This is a genomic window from Streptomyces sp. NPDC051740 (assembly GCF_044453165.1).
GTDB lineage: Bacteria > Actinomycetota > Actinomycetes > Streptomycetales > Streptomycetaceae > Streptomyces > Streptomyces atrovirens.
In genome coordinates this window covers 289,238-305,196 of the sequence record NZ_JBITCL010000002.1, presented here as the reverse complement: position 1 = coordinate 305,196, position 15,959 = coordinate 289,238, and the positions used below count along the sequence as shown (strand labels likewise).

General features: G+C 71.4%; 13 protein-coding genes. All 13 read right to left on the bottom strand.

Translation table 11 applies throughout. The features are described from left to right. Window positions 1-37 precede the first annotated feature (37 nt). On the bottom strand, window positions 38-1,201 hold the full coding sequence (locus ACIA6T_RS04420) for a hypothetical protein (protein ID WP_399445048.1): 1,164 nt from the start codon (window positions 1,199-1,201) through the stop codon (window positions 38-40). A gap of 296 nt (window positions 1,202-1,497) precedes the next feature. Then, window positions 1,498-3,045 carry an alkaline phosphatase D family protein gene (locus ACIA6T_RS04415; RefSeq protein WP_399445047.1) on the bottom strand — a complete coding sequence of 516 codons (1,548 nt, stop codon included), beginning with the start codon at window positions 3,043-3,045 and terminating at the stop codon, window positions 1,498-1,500. Window positions 3,046-3,243: 198 nt separating this feature from the next. Continuing rightward, window positions 3,244-3,585 carry an FG-GAP repeat protein gene (locus ACIA6T_RS04410; protein ID WP_399445046.1) on the bottom strand — a complete coding sequence of 114 codons (342 nt, stop codon included), beginning with the start codon at window positions 3,583-3,585 and terminating at the stop codon, window positions 3,244-3,246. Between the two features lie 111 nt (window positions 3,586-3,696). Further along, complete coding sequence (obgE, locus tag ACIA6T_RS04405) at window positions 3,697-5,142, bottom strand: GTPase ObgE (RefSeq protein ID WP_399445045.1); 1,446 nt, start codon at window positions 5,140-5,142, stop codon at window positions 3,697-3,699. A 106-nt stretch (window positions 5,143-5,248) separates the two neighbouring features. Continuing rightward, on the bottom strand, window positions 5,249-5,503 hold the full coding sequence (gene rpmA, locus ACIA6T_RS04400) for a 50S ribosomal protein L27 (RefSeq protein ID WP_003976205.1): 255 nt from the start codon (window positions 5,501-5,503) through the stop codon (window positions 5,249-5,251). A 14-nt stretch (window positions 5,504-5,517) separates the two neighbouring features. Further along, the gene (gene rplU / locus ACIA6T_RS04395) at window positions 5,518-5,838 is read right to left on the bottom strand and encodes a 50S ribosomal protein L21 (RefSeq protein WP_004931419.1); all 321 of its coding nucleotides are present in this window, start codon (window positions 5,836-5,838) and stop codon (window positions 5,518-5,520) included. 275 nt (window positions 5,839-6,113) lie between these two features. After that, window positions 6,114-6,908 carry a class I SAM-dependent methyltransferase gene (locus ACIA6T_RS04390; RefSeq protein ID WP_399445044.1) on the bottom strand — a complete coding sequence of 265 codons (795 nt, stop codon included), beginning with the start codon at window positions 6,906-6,908 and terminating at the stop codon, window positions 6,114-6,116. A gap of 105 nt (window positions 6,909-7,013) precedes the next feature. After that, on the bottom strand, window positions 7,014-7,601 hold the full coding sequence (rfbC, locus tag ACIA6T_RS04385; protein ID WP_399445043.1) for a dTDP-4-dehydrorhamnose 3,5-epimerase: 588 nt from the start codon (window positions 7,599-7,601) through the stop codon (window positions 7,014-7,016). Between the two features lie 20 nt (window positions 7,602-7,621). Beyond that, window positions 7,622-9,214 carry a glycosyltransferase family 2 protein gene (locus ACIA6T_RS04380; protein ID WP_399445042.1) on the bottom strand — a complete coding sequence of 531 codons (1,593 nt, stop codon included), beginning with the start codon at window positions 9,212-9,214 and terminating at the stop codon, window positions 7,622-7,624. After that, window positions 9,211-10,110, bottom strand: coding sequence for a dTDP-4-dehydrorhamnose reductase (gene rfbD, locus ACIA6T_RS04375; protein WP_399445041.1), 900 nt, complete (start codon window positions 10,108-10,110; stop codon window positions 9,211-9,213). The genes ACIA6T_RS04380 and rfbD overlap by 4 nt, the downstream gene beginning before the upstream one ends. After that, window positions 10,107-11,093 (bottom strand): dTDP-glucose 4,6-dehydratase, encoded by a 987-nt coding sequence (gene rfbB, locus ACIA6T_RS04370; protein ID WP_399445040.1) that lies wholly within the window; start codon window positions 11,091-11,093, stop codon window positions 10,107-10,109. The genes rfbD and rfbB overlap by 4 nt, the downstream gene beginning before the upstream one ends. After that, a complete protein-coding gene (locus ACIA6T_RS04365; protein ID WP_399445039.1) occupies window positions 11,090-12,157 on the bottom strand; it encodes a glucose-1-phosphate thymidylyltransferase in 1,068 nt (355 codons plus the stop codon). Before ACIA6T_RS04365 ends, rfbB begins: the two co-directional genes overlap by 4 nt. 216 nt (window positions 12,158-12,373) lie before the next feature. Next, the coding region (locus tag ACIA6T_RS04360; RefSeq protein ID WP_399445038.1) for an Rne/Rng family ribonuclease at window positions 12,374-15,959 on the bottom strand (3,586 nt) is incomplete at its 5' end.

The following is a 15,959-nucleotide window of genomic DNA, read 5'->3' as shown; positions in this document are numbered from 1 at the left end:
TTGCTGTGCGTGACAGGCGTGACACCACCCGGTCGGCTCAGCGCAGGCGCAGCCGTTTCAGGCAGCGGTGGCCGAGGACCTTCACGAGTTCCTTCGACGATGTCCGGTGAACAGTACGCCCTTTGTCGGTGCCGTTCGTCGCGGCGACCGTGGCGAGCATCCCGAACAGGGCCTGCGCGGCCACCTCGGGAGCGAGCCGCGGCTCACCCGGCTGTCCCCCGGACGCCGGTACGCGGGACAGCGACTCCGGGTCACCGAGGACCCGTACGCCCAGGGAGCCGATCCGCGCGGCCGTCTCGGCGCCGATCCCGGCGGCGGCCTCCAGGGCCCATTGCGGGGTACGGATCCTCACGTCCTGCGGGGTGGGGCTGCACGCGTTCTTCATATGCGCGATCGCGCCGTGCCGCACCAGCCTCGAATACAGCTCTTCCGGAAGCTCATTGCCGCGGAATTCCTTATTGAGGTTCCGCAGCATTTCGGTCTCGGCGAGGGTGAGGGAACGGTTCGCGGTCTCCGGGACCGGCCGCAGCAGCCCCCCGGGCAGTCCGAGGAGCGCCTCGAAGGTGCGCATCAGCGCGTCCCGGTCGCGGTCGTCGACCACGACGACGGTCACCCGGTCGGGACCGGTCGCCCCAACCCACCGCTCGACCAGCCGGTCGTGCCGGTGCCGGCGCCAGAAGCTGGGGGTGGGCCTGTCGTACGGGGCCCGGCGGAGCATGTGCTCCAGCCACGGCTCGTACCCCAGCCGCAGTCCGTTCTGCACGTACTGCTGCCACTGCGAGGGCATGATCCGCGCCAGGGGCCGCAGGGTGACCAGGACGTGCACCCGGTCGCCGCCGAGCTGCTCGACGATCCGGGCGATCGTCGCGTCGTCCTCGGCGTCGGCGAAGAACTCGCTGCTGATCACGGAGGTGCGCTCCCCCGTGGCCGCCACCTGGTCCAGCAGCCGCCGCCAGTGCTTCTCGGTGGGGACGGTGTCCCCCATCATCGCGGGCCTGGCGCAGGCGGCGAGGACGGCCTCGATCGGGTGCCGGCTGTGCGCCGGGAAGTCGACGCCGTGCCGCGCCATCTCCTCCTTCGCCGCGAACAGCGCGCCCTGGACGGCGGTGGTGCCGGTCTTGTGCGGACCGATGTGCAGCAGGCGGGTACCGGCGGGGAGGGCGGGGGTGCGGAGTTCTTCTCTCGTACAGTCGGTGTCCATGCCGAGGCACGGTAGGACGCCTCACTGAGGATCCCGTGAGAGCAACCTGGGACCCGGCTGAGTGCCGCACCCTCCGCACCCACGGACCGCCGCACCCTCCGCACCCACGGACCGCCGCACCCTCCACATCCGCGGACCGCCGCACCCTCCGCATCCGCGGGCAGTCGTGCCGCAGGGCGGCACGGGTGGGCGCGACGGCACCCCGCAAGCGCCGGGCCGCGCAACCCCACCCCCCGGCCCACCCCGACACCGGGCGCCCCGCAAAGCGCCGGGCCGCGGACCCACCCCCGCCCCGCTCAGACCAGGTGCACGCCCGGCCTCCCCGCCTCCACCCGCAGCGCGGCCAGCGTGCGGGACGTGGCCCGCGGCCGCACCACCGTGTCCACCACCCGCACCCGCGCGTCGATGCCGTCACGACGGATGTCGAACAGGTGGTACCCCCGGTGAGCGTCGAGCAGCTTCCAGTGCGGATTGTCCGCGCGCCGCGGATCCCACTGCGCGCGGAACGCGGCCTGGTCCTGGTCGCCGTTGCTGGAGATGGACGTGCCGACGAACTCCGCGCCCACGACCGCCGACCTCGGATCGGCGAAGTCCGCCTTCAGGTCGCTGATCATGGTCAGATGGCGGTCACCGGTGAGGACGACGGGGTTGCTCACCCGCCGGAACTCCCGCAGCAACGCGTTGCGTTCGACCTGGTAACCGTCCCAGGCGTCGTAGGCCCAGAGCTTGCCCTCACCGGCCTGGAGATCGGTCTCCGCCATCATGATCTGCGAGGCGATCAGGTTCCAGCGGGCGGGCGAGTGCCGCAGCCCGTCGACCAGCCAGCGCTTCTGCGCGGCCCCGAGCATGGTCAGCGAGGGGTCCTGGGCGCCTTCCTGGCTGGTGGCCTGGTCGCTCCGGTACTGGCGGGTGTCCAGCACGTTGAGCCGGGCCAGCCGGCCGAACTCCAGCCGGCGGTGCATCCGGATGTGCGGGCCGTTCGGGACGGCGGTGGCGCGGACCGGCATGTGCTCGTAGTACGCCTGGTAGGCGGCCGTCAGCCGGGCGACGAACGGGTCGTGCGCCTGCTTGTCGGGGTCCTGCGGGATCTCTCCGGCGAAGTCGTTGTCGACCTCGTGGTCGTCGAAGGTGACCACGAAGGGCGCGTTCGCGTGCATCGCCGCGAGGTCCGGGTCGGAGCGGTACTGGGCGTACCGGTTGCGGTACTGGGTGAGGCTGTACGGCTCACCGGTGCCCTCGTGGCGTCGTACGCCGGTCGCCGAGGGCGTGGACTCGTAGATGTAGTCGCCGACGAACACCACGACGTCCGGGTCCTGCTGGAGCATGTCGGCGTACGGGGTGAAGTAGCCCTGCTGCCAGTTCTGGCAGGAGGCGAGCGCGACCTTCAGCCGGCCGCCGGAGCTGTGCGGGGCGGGCGCGGTCCGGGTGCGGCCGACGCGCGAGAGCTGCCCGCCGGCGCGGAAGCGGAACCAGTACGTGGTGTCCGGGTCCAGCCCGCGTACGTCCACGTGGACGCTGTGCCCGTACATGCGCCGGGCCAGGGCGGCGCCCCGGCGGACGACCTTCTTGAAGCGGGAGTCCCGGGCGACCTGCCACTCCACGGCCACGGTGTAGTCGGGCATGCCGCCGCCGTTCAGCGGGTCCGGGGCGAGCCGGGTCCACAGGACGACCCCGTCGGGCAGCGGGTCGCCGGAGGCCACCCCCAGGGCGAACACGCCGTCGGGCAGCTTCATTCCGGCCGTGTGCGCGGTGGCGGGCAGCCACAGCTGGGCGGATGCGGCGCCGAGCACGGCGGCACCGGCGGTCAGGACGCGGCGGCGGTCGGGCTGAACTGCTCCGGACATCGGGCGAACTCCCCTGCCTCGTAAGACACTCGGACACTGGGAAGCTCGCGGTCCGGACGGTCCGTCCGCTGAACGCCGCAGTTCGCGTGCATGACAAGCAGGGGGACAACGGAAAACCCGCCGCGGCACGGGAACATCCCGTGGCCACGACGGGTCTGCCGGGTGAGCGGCGGGCGACGGCCGCCGGAGCCCGTACGGTCAGTCGGCGAAGGCGGTGCCCAGCTTCGCCCCGGTCGCCACCGTGCCGAGGGTGCCCGCGCCGAAGGTCCCGGCGCTCCCCGTGACGGCCGCCGGGGTGGAGCGGAAGTACCACACCGACCCGGCGCCGGAGTTCTCCCCCGGCGCGGCGACGGCGAGGTCGGCGTAGCCGTCGCCGTTGAAGTCGTCGCGCGGCTGCGCGGCGACGGCGGCCGGTCCCTCGGCGGGCGCCGCGTACGCTCCGGGCACCGCGAGGGCGCCGGCGACGAATGCCACGCCAGTCGCGAGCGCGACCCGTGCGGGGCGGGTGAGGTTCCCGTGGCGTGGGGAAGGCGCGGTCATGGCGGGCGTCCTGTCGTAGAACCGGTCGGGTCGCCCTTCAGCGCGGCCGGCCGGGACACCCGTTGGCTGCCCGGGTGTTCACCACGGCCTCACCCGCCGTCACCGCACCGGCTAGAACGGCTCGAAGTCGTCGTACTCCTGCTCGGAGTCGTCCCGTTCGGCCTGCTTGTCGCGGCGCCGCTGGGCGGCCGGGCGGGGTGCCTCGAAGCGGTGGTCCTCGCCGCGCCGGCCGAGCATCTCCGCGCCCGCCGTGACGGTCGGCTCCCAGTCGAAGACGACCGCGTTCTCCTCGGGGCCGATGGCGACGCCGTCACCGGACCGGGCGCCGGCCTTCATCAACTCGGTCTCGACACCGAGGCGGTTGAGCCGGTCGGCGAGGTAGCCGACGGCCTCGTCGTTGTTGAAGTCGGTCTGGCGGACCCAGCGTTCGGGCTTCTCGCCGCGCACGCGGAACAGCGGCTCCCCGTCGATGTCCTCGCGGGTGACGGTGAAGCCGGCGTCGTCCACGGCCTTGGGCCGGATGACGATGCGGGTCGCCTCCTCCTTCGGCCTGGCCGCCCGCGCCTGGGCCACCAGTTCGGCGAGCGCGAACGACAGCTCCCTCAGCCCCATGTGGGCGACGGCCGACACCTCGAAGACGCGGTAGCCGCGCGCCTCCAGGTCGGGGCGCACCATCTCGGCGAGGTCCTTGCCGTCGGGGACGTCGATCTTGTTGAGGACGACGACGCGGGGGCGGTTGTCGAGGCCGCCGTACTGCCGCAGCTCCTCCTCGATGATGTCGAGGTCGGAGACGGGGTCGCGGTCGGACTCCAGCGTGGCGGTGTCCAGCACGTGCACGAGCACGCTGCACCGCTCGACGTGCCGCAGGAACTCCAGGCCGAGCCCCTTGCCCTGGCTGGCGCCGGGGATGAGGCCGGGCACGTCGGCGATGGTGTAGACGGTCGACCCGGCGGTGACGACACCGAGGTTCGGGACGAGGGTGGTGAAGGGGTAGTCGGCGATCTTCGGCTTGGCGGCGCTGAGCACGGAGATCAGCGACGACTTGCCGGCGCTCGGGTACCCCACCAGCGCCACGTCGGCGACGGTCTTGAGCTCCAGGACGATGTCCCGCAGGTCCCCCGGCTCGCCGAGCAGCGCGAACCCGGGCGCCTTGCGGCGCGCGGAGGCGAGGGCGGCGTTGCCGAGCCCGCCGCGTCCGCCCTGGGAGGCGACGTACGACGTCCCGTGCCCGACCAGGTCCGCGAGCACGTTGCCCGCCTTGTCCAGGACGACGGTCCCGTCCGGCACGGGGAGGACCAGGTCCTGCCCGTCCTTCCCGGACCGGTTGCCGCCCTCGCCGGGCTTGCCGTTGGTGGCCTTGCGGTGCGGGGAGTGGTGGTAGTCGAGGAGGGTCGTCACGGACTGGTCGACGGTGAGGATCACATCGCCGCCGCGTCCGCCGTTCCCGCCGTCGGGTCCGCCGAGCGGCTTGAACTTCTCACGGTGGACGGAGGCACAGCCGTGGCCTCCGTTACCCGCGGCGACGTGCAGCTCGACGCGGTCCACGAAGGTGGTCATGGTGGGGTGCCTCCAGAGACGTATCAGGGGTTTCTTGTCTTAACGCGCGAAAGGCGGACCCGCCTTCCCGACCGGGAAGTGAGGTCCGCCTCTCGAAAGCTTCCGATCAGGCGACCGGAACGATGTTCACGACCTTGCGGCCACGGTGGGTGCCGAACTGCACCGCACCGGCCTGCAGGGCGAACAGCGTGTCGTCGCCGCCACGGCCGACGCCGGCGCCCGGGTGGAAGTGGGTGCCGCGCTGGCGGACCAGGATCTCACCCGCGTTGACGGCCTGACCGCCGAAGCGCTTCACGCCGAGCCGCTGAGCGTTCGAGTCGCGACCGTTCCGGGTGGACGATGCGCCCTTCTTGTGTGCCATGTCTCCTCAGTCCCTTACTTCGCAGCCGCGGGGATCTCAGTGACCTTGATCGCCGTGTACTGCTGGCGGTGGCCCTGACGACGGCGGTAGCCGGTCTTGTTCTTGTAGCGCAGAATGTCGATCTTCTGGCCCTTGTGGTGGTCCACGACCTCGGCCTGGACCTTGATGCCGGCCAGCACCCACGGGTCGCTGGTCACAGCGTCGCCGTCGACGACGAGCAGGGTCGAGAGCTCGACCGTGTCGCCGACCTTGGCGGTGGAAATCTTGTCAACCTCAACGATGTCGCCGACAGCAACCTTGTGCTGGCGACCACCGCTGCGCACGATGGCGTACACGCGGATCTCACTCTCACTCGAAGAACGGCATCCCCGCAGGCCAGCCGCCCGGCCAAGAACACGGACGACCTCTCCCGGACACCGGAGCACCCGGAAGGAAGAGGTTTACGGGGACGTGGCGGCCCCGATGGACACGCCGACGGTCAAGGTTACGGGGCCCCGACGTGAGGGTCAAACCGGACCTCGGGCCGGCCGGGGAACGGGAGTGGCCGCGGGACCGGACCGGACGCGCGTCCGCCGGGCCGGAGGCGTCCGGCCCGGCGGAGCAGCCGGCGTCAGCCGGCCACGGCCTGGATGCGGCGACGGATCGGCGCGAACGCCGAGCGGGGGCGGCGCAGGTTGCGGGCCCGCATGAGGGCCGGCCAGAAGTCCGCCCCGAGCAGGATCTCGCCCTGGACGGCGTTCTTGCGCAGCAGGACCTCCTCCGGAACGACCTGCGGGTCGTCGGCGCGGTACTCCTCGATGATCCTGTCGTAGTTGTCCTTCAGCACGGTGCTGGTCGGATCGGCTCCGAAGACCGCCACGACACCGGTCGGCTTCGTGTCGAGCTCCACCACCACCAGATCGGGGCGGAAGCGCCGCAACACCTGCGCCACCTTGAACACGTCACCGGTCCACATCCCCGTGTGCCGGTCGCGGGCCGCCTCGTCGACGTCGCGCGGCAGCATGTCGTCCAGGACGATCACGCTCGACCAGCGCGAGTGCCGCTCGACGTTCATGAAGTCCCGCAGCGCGAACTCGAAGAGGTGCATGCCGTCGATGAACGCCAGGTCGAGCCGCGGCTCGCCGCCCAGGAGGTTCAGCGGATCACGGCGGGCGAGCGCACGGAACGGGTTGCGGCCGTTGCGCAGATGGATCAGCGGATCCTTGCGGGCGAAGAAGGCGTCACTCGTCGCCTTGACCAGGTGCACATCGCAGCTGACCTCCGACGTCACCTTGAACGCCGGATCGACGGCGACCGTGGGAACCCGGGACAGCGTCAGGCTGCGACCGTCATTCACTCCAATCTCAAGGTAGTTACGGGGGCGGTAAACCTTGTGCAACTGGCGGAGGAACCCGTGCCGATCCACGTAAAGCGCGCCCTTCACTGGTGGGTGACGACTAAGCGATTCACGGAAGCTAGCCGGGGTTCGACCGGGGAGTAAACACCTACCGTTCGGTAACTTAAAAGGCTTTCAGAGTGCCGAACGGTAGGCGACGCAGTCCTCGTAACGGGGCAGCAGTCCCCGCGCCGCCGCCTCCGCCAGCGTCGGGGCGGCGGCGTCCTTGTCCGAAAGCAGCGGTTCCACATCCGCCGGCCATTCGATGCCCAGCTCGGGGTCGAGGGGGTGGATGCCGTGCTCCCGCTGCGGCGCGTAACCCTCGGAACAGAGGTAGACGACCGTCGCGTCGTCGGTCAGCGCCAGGAAGGCGTGCCCGAGGCCCTCGGAGAGGTAGACCGAGGCGTGCGTCTCGTCGTCGAGCCGGACCAGCTCCCACTGCCCGTAGGTGGGGGAGCCGACCCGGATGTCGACGACCGCGTCGAGCACGGCGCCGCGTACGCACTTCACGTACTTGGCCTGGCTCGGCGGCACGTCGGCGAAGTGGATGCCGCGGAGGGTGCCGCGGCGGGAGACCGAGCAGTTCGCCTGGGCCAGGGACAGGTCGTGCCCGGTGCTCGCGCGGAAATCCGCTCCGCGGAACCACTCGTGGAAACTGCCGCGCTCGTCCGGGAAGACGCTGGGCTCGTGGACCCAGGCGCCTTCGATCGAAAGGGGCTTCATGGTGTAGCGGAACCTCCGGTTCAGGATGTGAGGGCTCGTTTGACCTTCTTGGCCACCTTGCGCCAAGCGGCCTGGGACTCTGCGGGCTTCTCCGGGACCGGGTGCATGTTCCCGCCGATGTCGAGAGCGAGCCGCCCGTCCCTCGTCCAGTAGGGGGCGGCCTGGATGTTCCGGCGCTGGGACCGCTCACCGCCGCAGGGCAGCAGCTCGCTCACGGGGCCGCCCTCGACGCGGGCCATGCGGTCGATCCCGAGCAGCTGGACGTTGACGTAGACGTCGTAGAGCCCCTTGGGGAGCCGACCTCCGCACGCCGCGGTGTCGGGGTCGATACGGACGGTTCCCGTGATCTCCACGGTCCCGTCGGAGGCGACGTTCAGCTTGGACTCGACGTCGGCGAACCAGGCCTGCGCCTTGTTGCGCTGGCGCAGCTGGAAGTCCACGGCCGCACGGTTCTCCATGTCCTTGAAGGACCATTCCGGTCCGCCGTCTATCCCGTGGACCACGGCGAGGTCGAGGCCGTAGCCGTCGCCCAGCTTCCTGACCTTCACCGTGGCGCCACTCGGGTAGCGCAGCCGGGCGCGGAACGGTGCCACCAGCACACCCCGCCGCCAGCGCACCGGGCCGCTGAACTCGACCTCGCTGACGGTGTCGCGGTAGCGCTCGGCCACCTTGCGCAGGTCCTCGACACGGTCGGCCTCGAGCAGTTCGGCGCGGAACCGCCAGAGCGGCGGCAGCCCCTCGCGGACGGAGTCCGAGTACTCCTCCATCACCACCTTACGGGCCGCCTCGTAGTGCCCCATGCTGAAGGGGTCGCCCTTCAGGAAGCCCTGCGTGGAGGTGTTCCGCAGGACTTCGACCCGGTAGTTACGCGTCAGGAAGGCGTCGCGCACCGGTCCCGGGTCCGTGTTGGCCTTGACGATCTGCGCGGTCTTGGCGAGCCAGGGGTAGTAGTCCTCCGGCTCGGTGCGGCTCTTGCTGTTGTTGCTGCCGTCGTCGCGCTTGCTCCAGTCGTAACACACGACATCGCCGACGATCGTGATGCTCTTGGCGAGCGGATAGGCCTTCGCCAGGAACATCTGGTCCTCGAGACGACAGCGCCCCTCCTGGAAGGTGATGTCGTTGTCGAGCAGGAACTGACGCCGGAACATCTTGTGCGGAGTCAGCGTCTCGTACAGCTCGGCGAACTCCGGGCCGACGCTGTCGGCCGACTCGCGGAAAAGGCGTATGGGGCCGCGCATATTGCCCTTGACCTTGCCGACGACGATGTCGGAGTCGTTCTTCCGTGCCCGGTCGTACATCACTTCCAGCGCCTTCGGGCCCAAGGCGTCGTCCTGGTCGAGGAAATGTATGTACTCACCACGCGCATGGGCGACGCCGACGTTGCGAGGGCGGCCGGGCCAGCCCGAGTTCGGCATGGAGAGCACCCGCATGTTCTCCGCCCCGTCGGCCAGTTCCTGCAGCCGCTCCGCGGAGTCATCGGTGGATCCGTCGTCGACGAAGATCACCTCGAGCTCGTCCTGCGGCAGCGACTGCTTCAGGATCGAGTTGATCGGGCGCTCGATGTAGACCCCCGCGTTGTACACCGGGATGATGATGCTGACCTTCACGGTCATGGGTTCCCCTCCTGGAGCTCCGCGACCAGCACGGGCATCGCGGAGCTGAGACTTTCGGACCAGTCGCGTATCGGTTCGATGCCGGCCTGCCGCCAGCGGCTGTGCCCCAGCACGCTGTACGCGGGCCGGGGCGCGGGGCGGGCGAACGCCGCGCTGGTGGTCGGCCGGACCCGCTCCGGATCAGCGCCCAGCAGCCGGAAGATCTCCCGGGTGAGCCCGAACCACGTCGTCTCGCCGGCGCTGGTGCCGTGGTACACACCCGCGGGAGCGCTCCCCTCGAGGGCCGCCCGGCCGAGGCGCACCAGGCGGTCGGCCAGGTCGACGGTCCAGGTGGGCTGGCCGCGCTGGTCGTCGACGACGTCGAGGGTGTCCTTGACGGCCTCCAGCTTGATCATCGTATGGACGAAGTTGCCGCCGCCCGCCCCGTACAGCCATGCCGTGCGGACCACGAATCCGCGGTCGGGGAGCGTGGTCAGGACGGCCTGTTCCCCGGCCAGCTTGGTGCGGCCGTACGCGCTGCGCGGGCCCGTCGGGGCGTCCTCCGCGTACGGCTTGTCCGCGTCGCCGGGGAAGACGTAGTCCGTCGAGACGTGCAGGAGCACGGCGTCGAGCTCGCGGCAGGCCTCGGCCAGGTGGCGCGGGCCGTCGCCGTTGATGCGCAGGGCGTCGTCCTCACGGGTCTCGGCGTCGTCGACGGCGGTCCAGGCCGCGCAGTTGACCACGACCGCGGGCCGATGCCCGGCGAGGACCTCGCGCACCGCCGCGGGGTCGGTGATGTCCAGCTCGGCGCGGGTGACGGCGACCGCCGGGATCCCGGCGGTCGTGAGCCGGGCCAGGACGTCCCGCGCCAGCATCCCCCCCGCGCCGGTCACCAGCCAGCTGCGCGTACCGCTCACAGCGCCGCACGCTCCTTCAGCGGCTCCCACCAGGCGCGGTTGTCGCGGTACCACTGGACGGTCTCGGCGAGGCCCTGCTCGAAGCTCTTGCGGGGCTCGTAGCCCAGTTCCTCGCGGATCTTCGTGCAGTCGACGGAGTAGCGGCGGTCGTGGCCCTTGCGGTCCTGGACGTACTCGACGCTGGCCTCCCAGTCGGCGCCGCACGCCTTCAGGAGCAGCCCGGTGAGCTCCTTGTTGGAGAGCTCGGTGCCGCCGCCGATGTTGTAGATCTCGCCCGCGCGGCCCTTGGTGCGGACCAGCTCGATGCCCTGGACGTGGTCGTCGATGTGCAGCCAGTCGCGGACGTTGCCGCCGTCGCCGTACAGCGGGACCTTCTTGCCGTCGAGGAGGTTGGTGACGAAGAGGGGGATGACCTTCTCGGGGAAGTGGTGGTGCCCGTAGTTGTTGGAGCAGCGGGTGACGCGGACGTCCAGGCCGTGGGTGCGGTGGTAGGACAGCGCGATCAGGTCACTGGACGCCTTCGCCGAGGAGTAGGGCGAGTTGGGCTCCAGCGGGTGGGTCTCGGGCCAGGAGCCCTCGTCGATCGAGCCGTAGACCTCGTCGGTGGAGATGTGCACGAAGGTCTTGATGCCGGCCCGGTGCGCGGCGTCGACGAGCGTGTGGGTGCCGACCACGTTCGTACGGACGAACTCCGCGCCGCCGTCGATGGACCGGTCGACGTGCGACTCGGCGGCGAAGTGCACCACCTGGTCGTGCTCGGCCATCAGCTTGCCGACCAGCTCCGGGTCGCAGATGTCGCCCTGTACGAAGGCGAACCCGGGGTGCTCGCGCACCTCGTCGAGGTTGGCCGGGTTGCCCGCGTACGTCAGCTTGTCCAGGACGGTGACCGAGACGTCACCGGGGCCCTGGGGGCCGAGCACCGTACGGACGTAGTGCGAGCCGATGAAGCCGGCGCCGCCGGTCACCAGGATCCTGGTAGTCATGAGGAGATCTGCACCTTGCTGTGATCACCGAGCACGAGCCGGTGGGCCTTGGGGTTACGGGGAGCGGGCGTGACCTCGACGTCGCGCCCGATGAGCGAGGCCTCCACCCGGCGCACGCCGGTCACGGACGCACCCCGCAGGACGATGGAGTACTCGATTTCGCTGTCCTCGATCCGGCAGCCCTCGGAGACCGAGGTGAAGGGACCGATGTACGCGTCGTTGACCACCGTACCGGCGCCGATGACCACGGGCCCGACGATCCGGCTGCCGCTGACCCGGGCGCCTTCCTCGATGCGTACCCGGCCGATGATCTCACTGGCCTCGTCCACCGTGCCCGCGTCGTGGGGCTCCAGGGCCTCCAGGACGGACCGGTTGACCTCCAGCATGTCGGTGACGTTGCCGGTGTCCTTCCAGTAGCCGGAGATCGTGGTGGAACGGACGTCCCGCTTCTGGTCGATCAGCCACTGGATGGCGTGCGTGATCTCCAACTCGCCGCGCCAGGAAGGCTCGATGGAGCGGACGGCCTCGTGTATGGCGGGGGTGAACAGGTAGACGCCGACGAGGGCGAGATCGCTCTTCGGCTGCTTCGGCTTCTCCTCCAGGCCCACCACGCGGCCGTCGGCGCCGAGTTCGGCGACACCGAAGGAGGTGGGGTTGGGGACCTTGGTCAGCAGGATCTGCGCCTCGGGCCGCTCGGTGCGGAACTCCTCCACCAGGCCGGTGATGCCGCCGACGATGAAGTTGTCACCGAGGTACATGACGAAGTCGTCGTCACCGAGGAAGTCCTGGGCGATGAGCACGGCGTGCGCGAGGCCCAGCGGCGCGTCCTGCGGGATGTAGGTGACCTCGATGCCGAACCGGGAACCGTCCCCCACCGCCTCGCGGATCTCGTCCGCGGTGTCACCGACGATGATCCCGACCTCGGTGATCCCGGCGTCGGCGATCGCTTCCAGTCCGTAGAAGAGCACGGGCTTGTTGGCGACCGGTACGAGCTGTTTGGCCGAGGTGTGGGTGATCGGACGGAGGCGGGTTCCCGCTCCCCCGGAAAGCACGAGAGCCTTCACGTGTGGCGCCCCAATACTGTGGACCTTGACAGGGATGGAAAATCCCCGTTTGCCTGATTTCGCAGTCAATCTGTCGGCACATCATAACCACGCGACAGGAACAACGATTCACCAGCCATTCACGCATTCGAACCCCGAGTGGTTGCCTAATGGCAAAAAATGATCCGCCCCCGGCCGGAACCGGGGGCGGATCACGATCACCGAACGATTCGGAGATCAGTCCTCCGTCGAGGCGGTCACCGACGACGGCGGCTGCTGGGCCGCCGCCGCGGTCTTCTTCGACGCCGCCTTCTTCGCGGTCGTCTTGGCGGTGGTCGTCTTGGTGGCGGCCGACTTGGTGGTCTTCGCCGCCGCCTTCTTGGCCGTCGTCTTCTTGGCGGCGGTCTTCTTGGCCGCCGTCTTCTTCGTGGCGGCCTTCTTCGCCGTGGCCTTCTTGGCCGCCGTGCGGGCGGTCTTCCTGGCCGGAGCGGCCTCGGCCTCGGCCTCAGCTCCGGCTTCCTCGACGGGCGCCTCGGCAGGCGCCGCCTCCGTCACCGTCTCCGTCACCGCCGACGGGACGACCACGACGGCCGTCTCCTCGGACGCTGTCGACGTGCTCGGCTTGCGCACCGCGCGGCGGCGCGGACGGGCCGGGGCCCCGGTCTCGGCGGGTGCCTCGACGGGTGCCTCGGACGGGGCCTCCTCGGGCTTGGGCGCGGGCGCCTCGGCGACCGGGGCCGCGGGCTCCGCGACCGTCACCACCGTGGCCTCCGCCCCCGCCGGGGAACCGGCCGGCGCGGACGCCTTGCGGGTGGCCCGGCGCCGCGTACGGCCCTTGGGCGCGGCCTCCTCCGCGGCCGGCTCGGCCGGCTCGGGGACCACCGCGTCCTCGACGGCCGCGGGCTCGGCCAGCGCCTCGGCGGCCGGCTCCTGCCGCACCGGACGCGCGGCCTCCTCGGCGGCCGTCACGTCCTGCGCCGTCGGGGCCTCGACCTCGGCCTGCTCGCTCTCCTCGGCCCTGTGCCGGCCGGCCCTGTCCCTGGCGGTCTCCCGCCTCGGCGCGCCCGCCGGGGCCGACGCCCGCCGGCTCGCCCGGCGGCGCGTGCGCCCGCGGGTGGCCGCGGCCTCCGCCTCGGCGGCGCTGCTGTACAGCTCCTCGTCCGGCACGAACTCCGGAGCGGGGAGCGCGACCGGCTCGGCGGCCTCGGCGGCGACCTCGGCCGCCGTCTCCGTCTCCGCCTCCTGCTCGGCCGTCTCCACGCCCGCGACCGCCTCGTGCTCGTGCGGCTGGTCCGCCGCACCGGCCCGCGCCCGCTTCCGGCGCTTGCCTCCACCACCGGCGGCGGGCTGGTCCAGGTGCACGATGACACCGCGCCCGTTGCAGTGGACGCAGGTCTCCGAGAACGACTCCAGCAGGCCCTGGCCGACCCGCTTGCGGGTCATCTGGACCAGGCCCAGCGAGGTCACCTCGGCGACCTGGTGCTTCGTACGGTCGCGGCCCAGGCACTCCAGCAGACGGCGCAGCACCAGGTCCCGGTTGGACTCCAGCACCATGTCGATGAAGTCGATCACGATGATGCCGCCGAGGTCGCGCAGCCGCAGCTGGCGCACGATCTCCTCGGCCGCCTCCAGGTTGTTCCTGGTGACCGTCTCCTCCAGGTTGCCGCCCTGGCCGGTGAACTTGCCGGTGTTGACGTCGACGACGACCATCGCCTCGGTCCGGTCGATCACCAGCGAGCCGCCGCTGGGCAGCCACACCTTGCGGTCCAGCGCCTTGGCGAGCTGCTCGTCGATCCGGTACGTGGCGAAGACGTCGACCTCGCTGGTCCACCTGGACAGCCGCCCGGCCAGGTCCGGCGCCACGTGCGACACGTACCCGTGGATGGTCTCCCAGGCGTCGTCACCGCTGACGACGACCTTGGAGAAGTCCTCGTTGAAGATGTCCCGCACGACCCGGACGGTCATGTCCGGCTCGCCGTACAGCAGCGTCGGCGCGCTGCCGCCGTTCTTGGACTTCTTCTTGATCTCCTCCCACTGCGCCTGCAGCCGCTCGACGTCCCGGCGCAGCTCGTCCTCGCTCGCGCCCTCGGCGGCGGTGCGCACGATGACGCCCGCGTCCTCGGGGACGACCTTCTTGAGGATGGTCTTCAGCCGGGCCCGCTCGGTGTCGGGCAGCTTGCGGCTGATGCCGGTCATCGAGCCCTCGGGGACGTACACGAGGTAGCGGCCCGGGAGGGAGACCTGGCTGGTGAGGCGGGCGCCCTTGTGCCCGATCGGGTCCTTGGTGACCTGCACCAGGACCGACTGGCCCGACTTCAGCGCGGACTCGATGCGGCGCGGGCCGCCCGACATGCCGAGCGTCTCGAAGTTGACCTCACCGGCGTACAGCACGGCGTTGCGGCCCTTGCCGATGTCGATGAAGGCGGCCTCCATCGACGGCAGCACGTTCTGCACCTTGCCGAGGTAGACGTTGCCGACGTACGAGGTCGCCTGCTCCTTGTTGACGTAGTGCTCGACGAGCACGTCGTCCTCCAGGACGCCGATCTGCGTGCGGTCGCCGTGCTGGCGCACCACCATCACGCGCTCGACGGCCTCGCGGCGGGCCAGGAACTCGGCCTCGGTGATGATCGGCACCCGGCGGCGGCCCTGCTCACGGCCCTCGCGGCGGCGCTGCTTCTTCGCCTCCAGACGCGTGGAGCCCTTGATGGACTGCACCTCGTCCGACGGCTCGGCCTTCGGACGCGGCTCGCGGACCTTGACGACGGTGCGCTCGGGGTCGTCGGCGGTCGCCTCGGCCTCGGTCTCACCGCCGCCGTCACCGGCGCGGCGACGACGGCGACGGCGGCGCCGGCTGCTGCTGGACCCGGAGTCCTCGCGGTCCTCGGCCTGCTCGGCCGCCTCCTCGGCGTCCTCCTCGACCTGCTCGGCGGTGTCCTCGGCGTCTTGGGCGGCCTGCTCGGCGGAGACGTCCGCGGGCTCGCCGCCCTCGATGTCGGTCTCGGCGGAGTCACCCCGCCGGCGGCGACGGCCGCCGCGGCGACGACGCCGGCGCGAGCCGGCGGCCTCGCTGTCGTCCTGGTCGTCGGCCTCGGCGTGGTCCTCGGCCTCCTCCGCCTCGTCCTCCTCCGCCTCGTCCTCGGCGGGGGTCACGGGAGCGGCCTCGGGCTCCTCACCCCGGCGCCGGCGACGGCGGCGGGAGGCTGCGGGCTGCTCCTCGGCCGGCTCCTCGGTCCGCTCCGGCTCCGCCACCGGTTCGGCGACCTCGGCGGCCGCTTCGGCGGCGGCCCGCTCCGGGGTCTGGAAGCGGGGCTCGGTGAACACCGGCGGCTGGAACACGGCGACGGCCGGACGCGCGGGGCGCCGCGACGGGGTCTCCGCCTCGCCGGACCCGGCGGGCTCGGCGAAACCGGCGGCGGCCTTACGGACCACCCGGCGCCGGCGCCGCGGAGCGGCCTCGTCGGCGACGGGCTCGGGAGCCTGTGCGGGCTCGGGAGCCTGGACGGGCTCGGGAGCCTGGACGGGCTCGGGGGCCTCGGTCACCGGGGTCTCCTCGGCGGCGGGCGCGTCGGCGCGCCGCGTGGCGCGACGCCGGGTCCGGCGCGGAGCGGCGTCCTCGGCCACGGCTTCCCCGGCCTCGGGGACGGTCTCCGGGGCCGCAGGAGCGGTCTCCGGGGTTTCGGTGGACACCTCCGGGGAGGTCACGCTGCGCGTCGCACGACGCCGGGAACGGCGCGGAGCGGCGTCCTCGGCCACGGCTTCCCCGGCCTCGGGGACGGTCTCCGGGGCCGCAGGAGCGGTCTCCGGGGTTTCGGTGGACACCTCC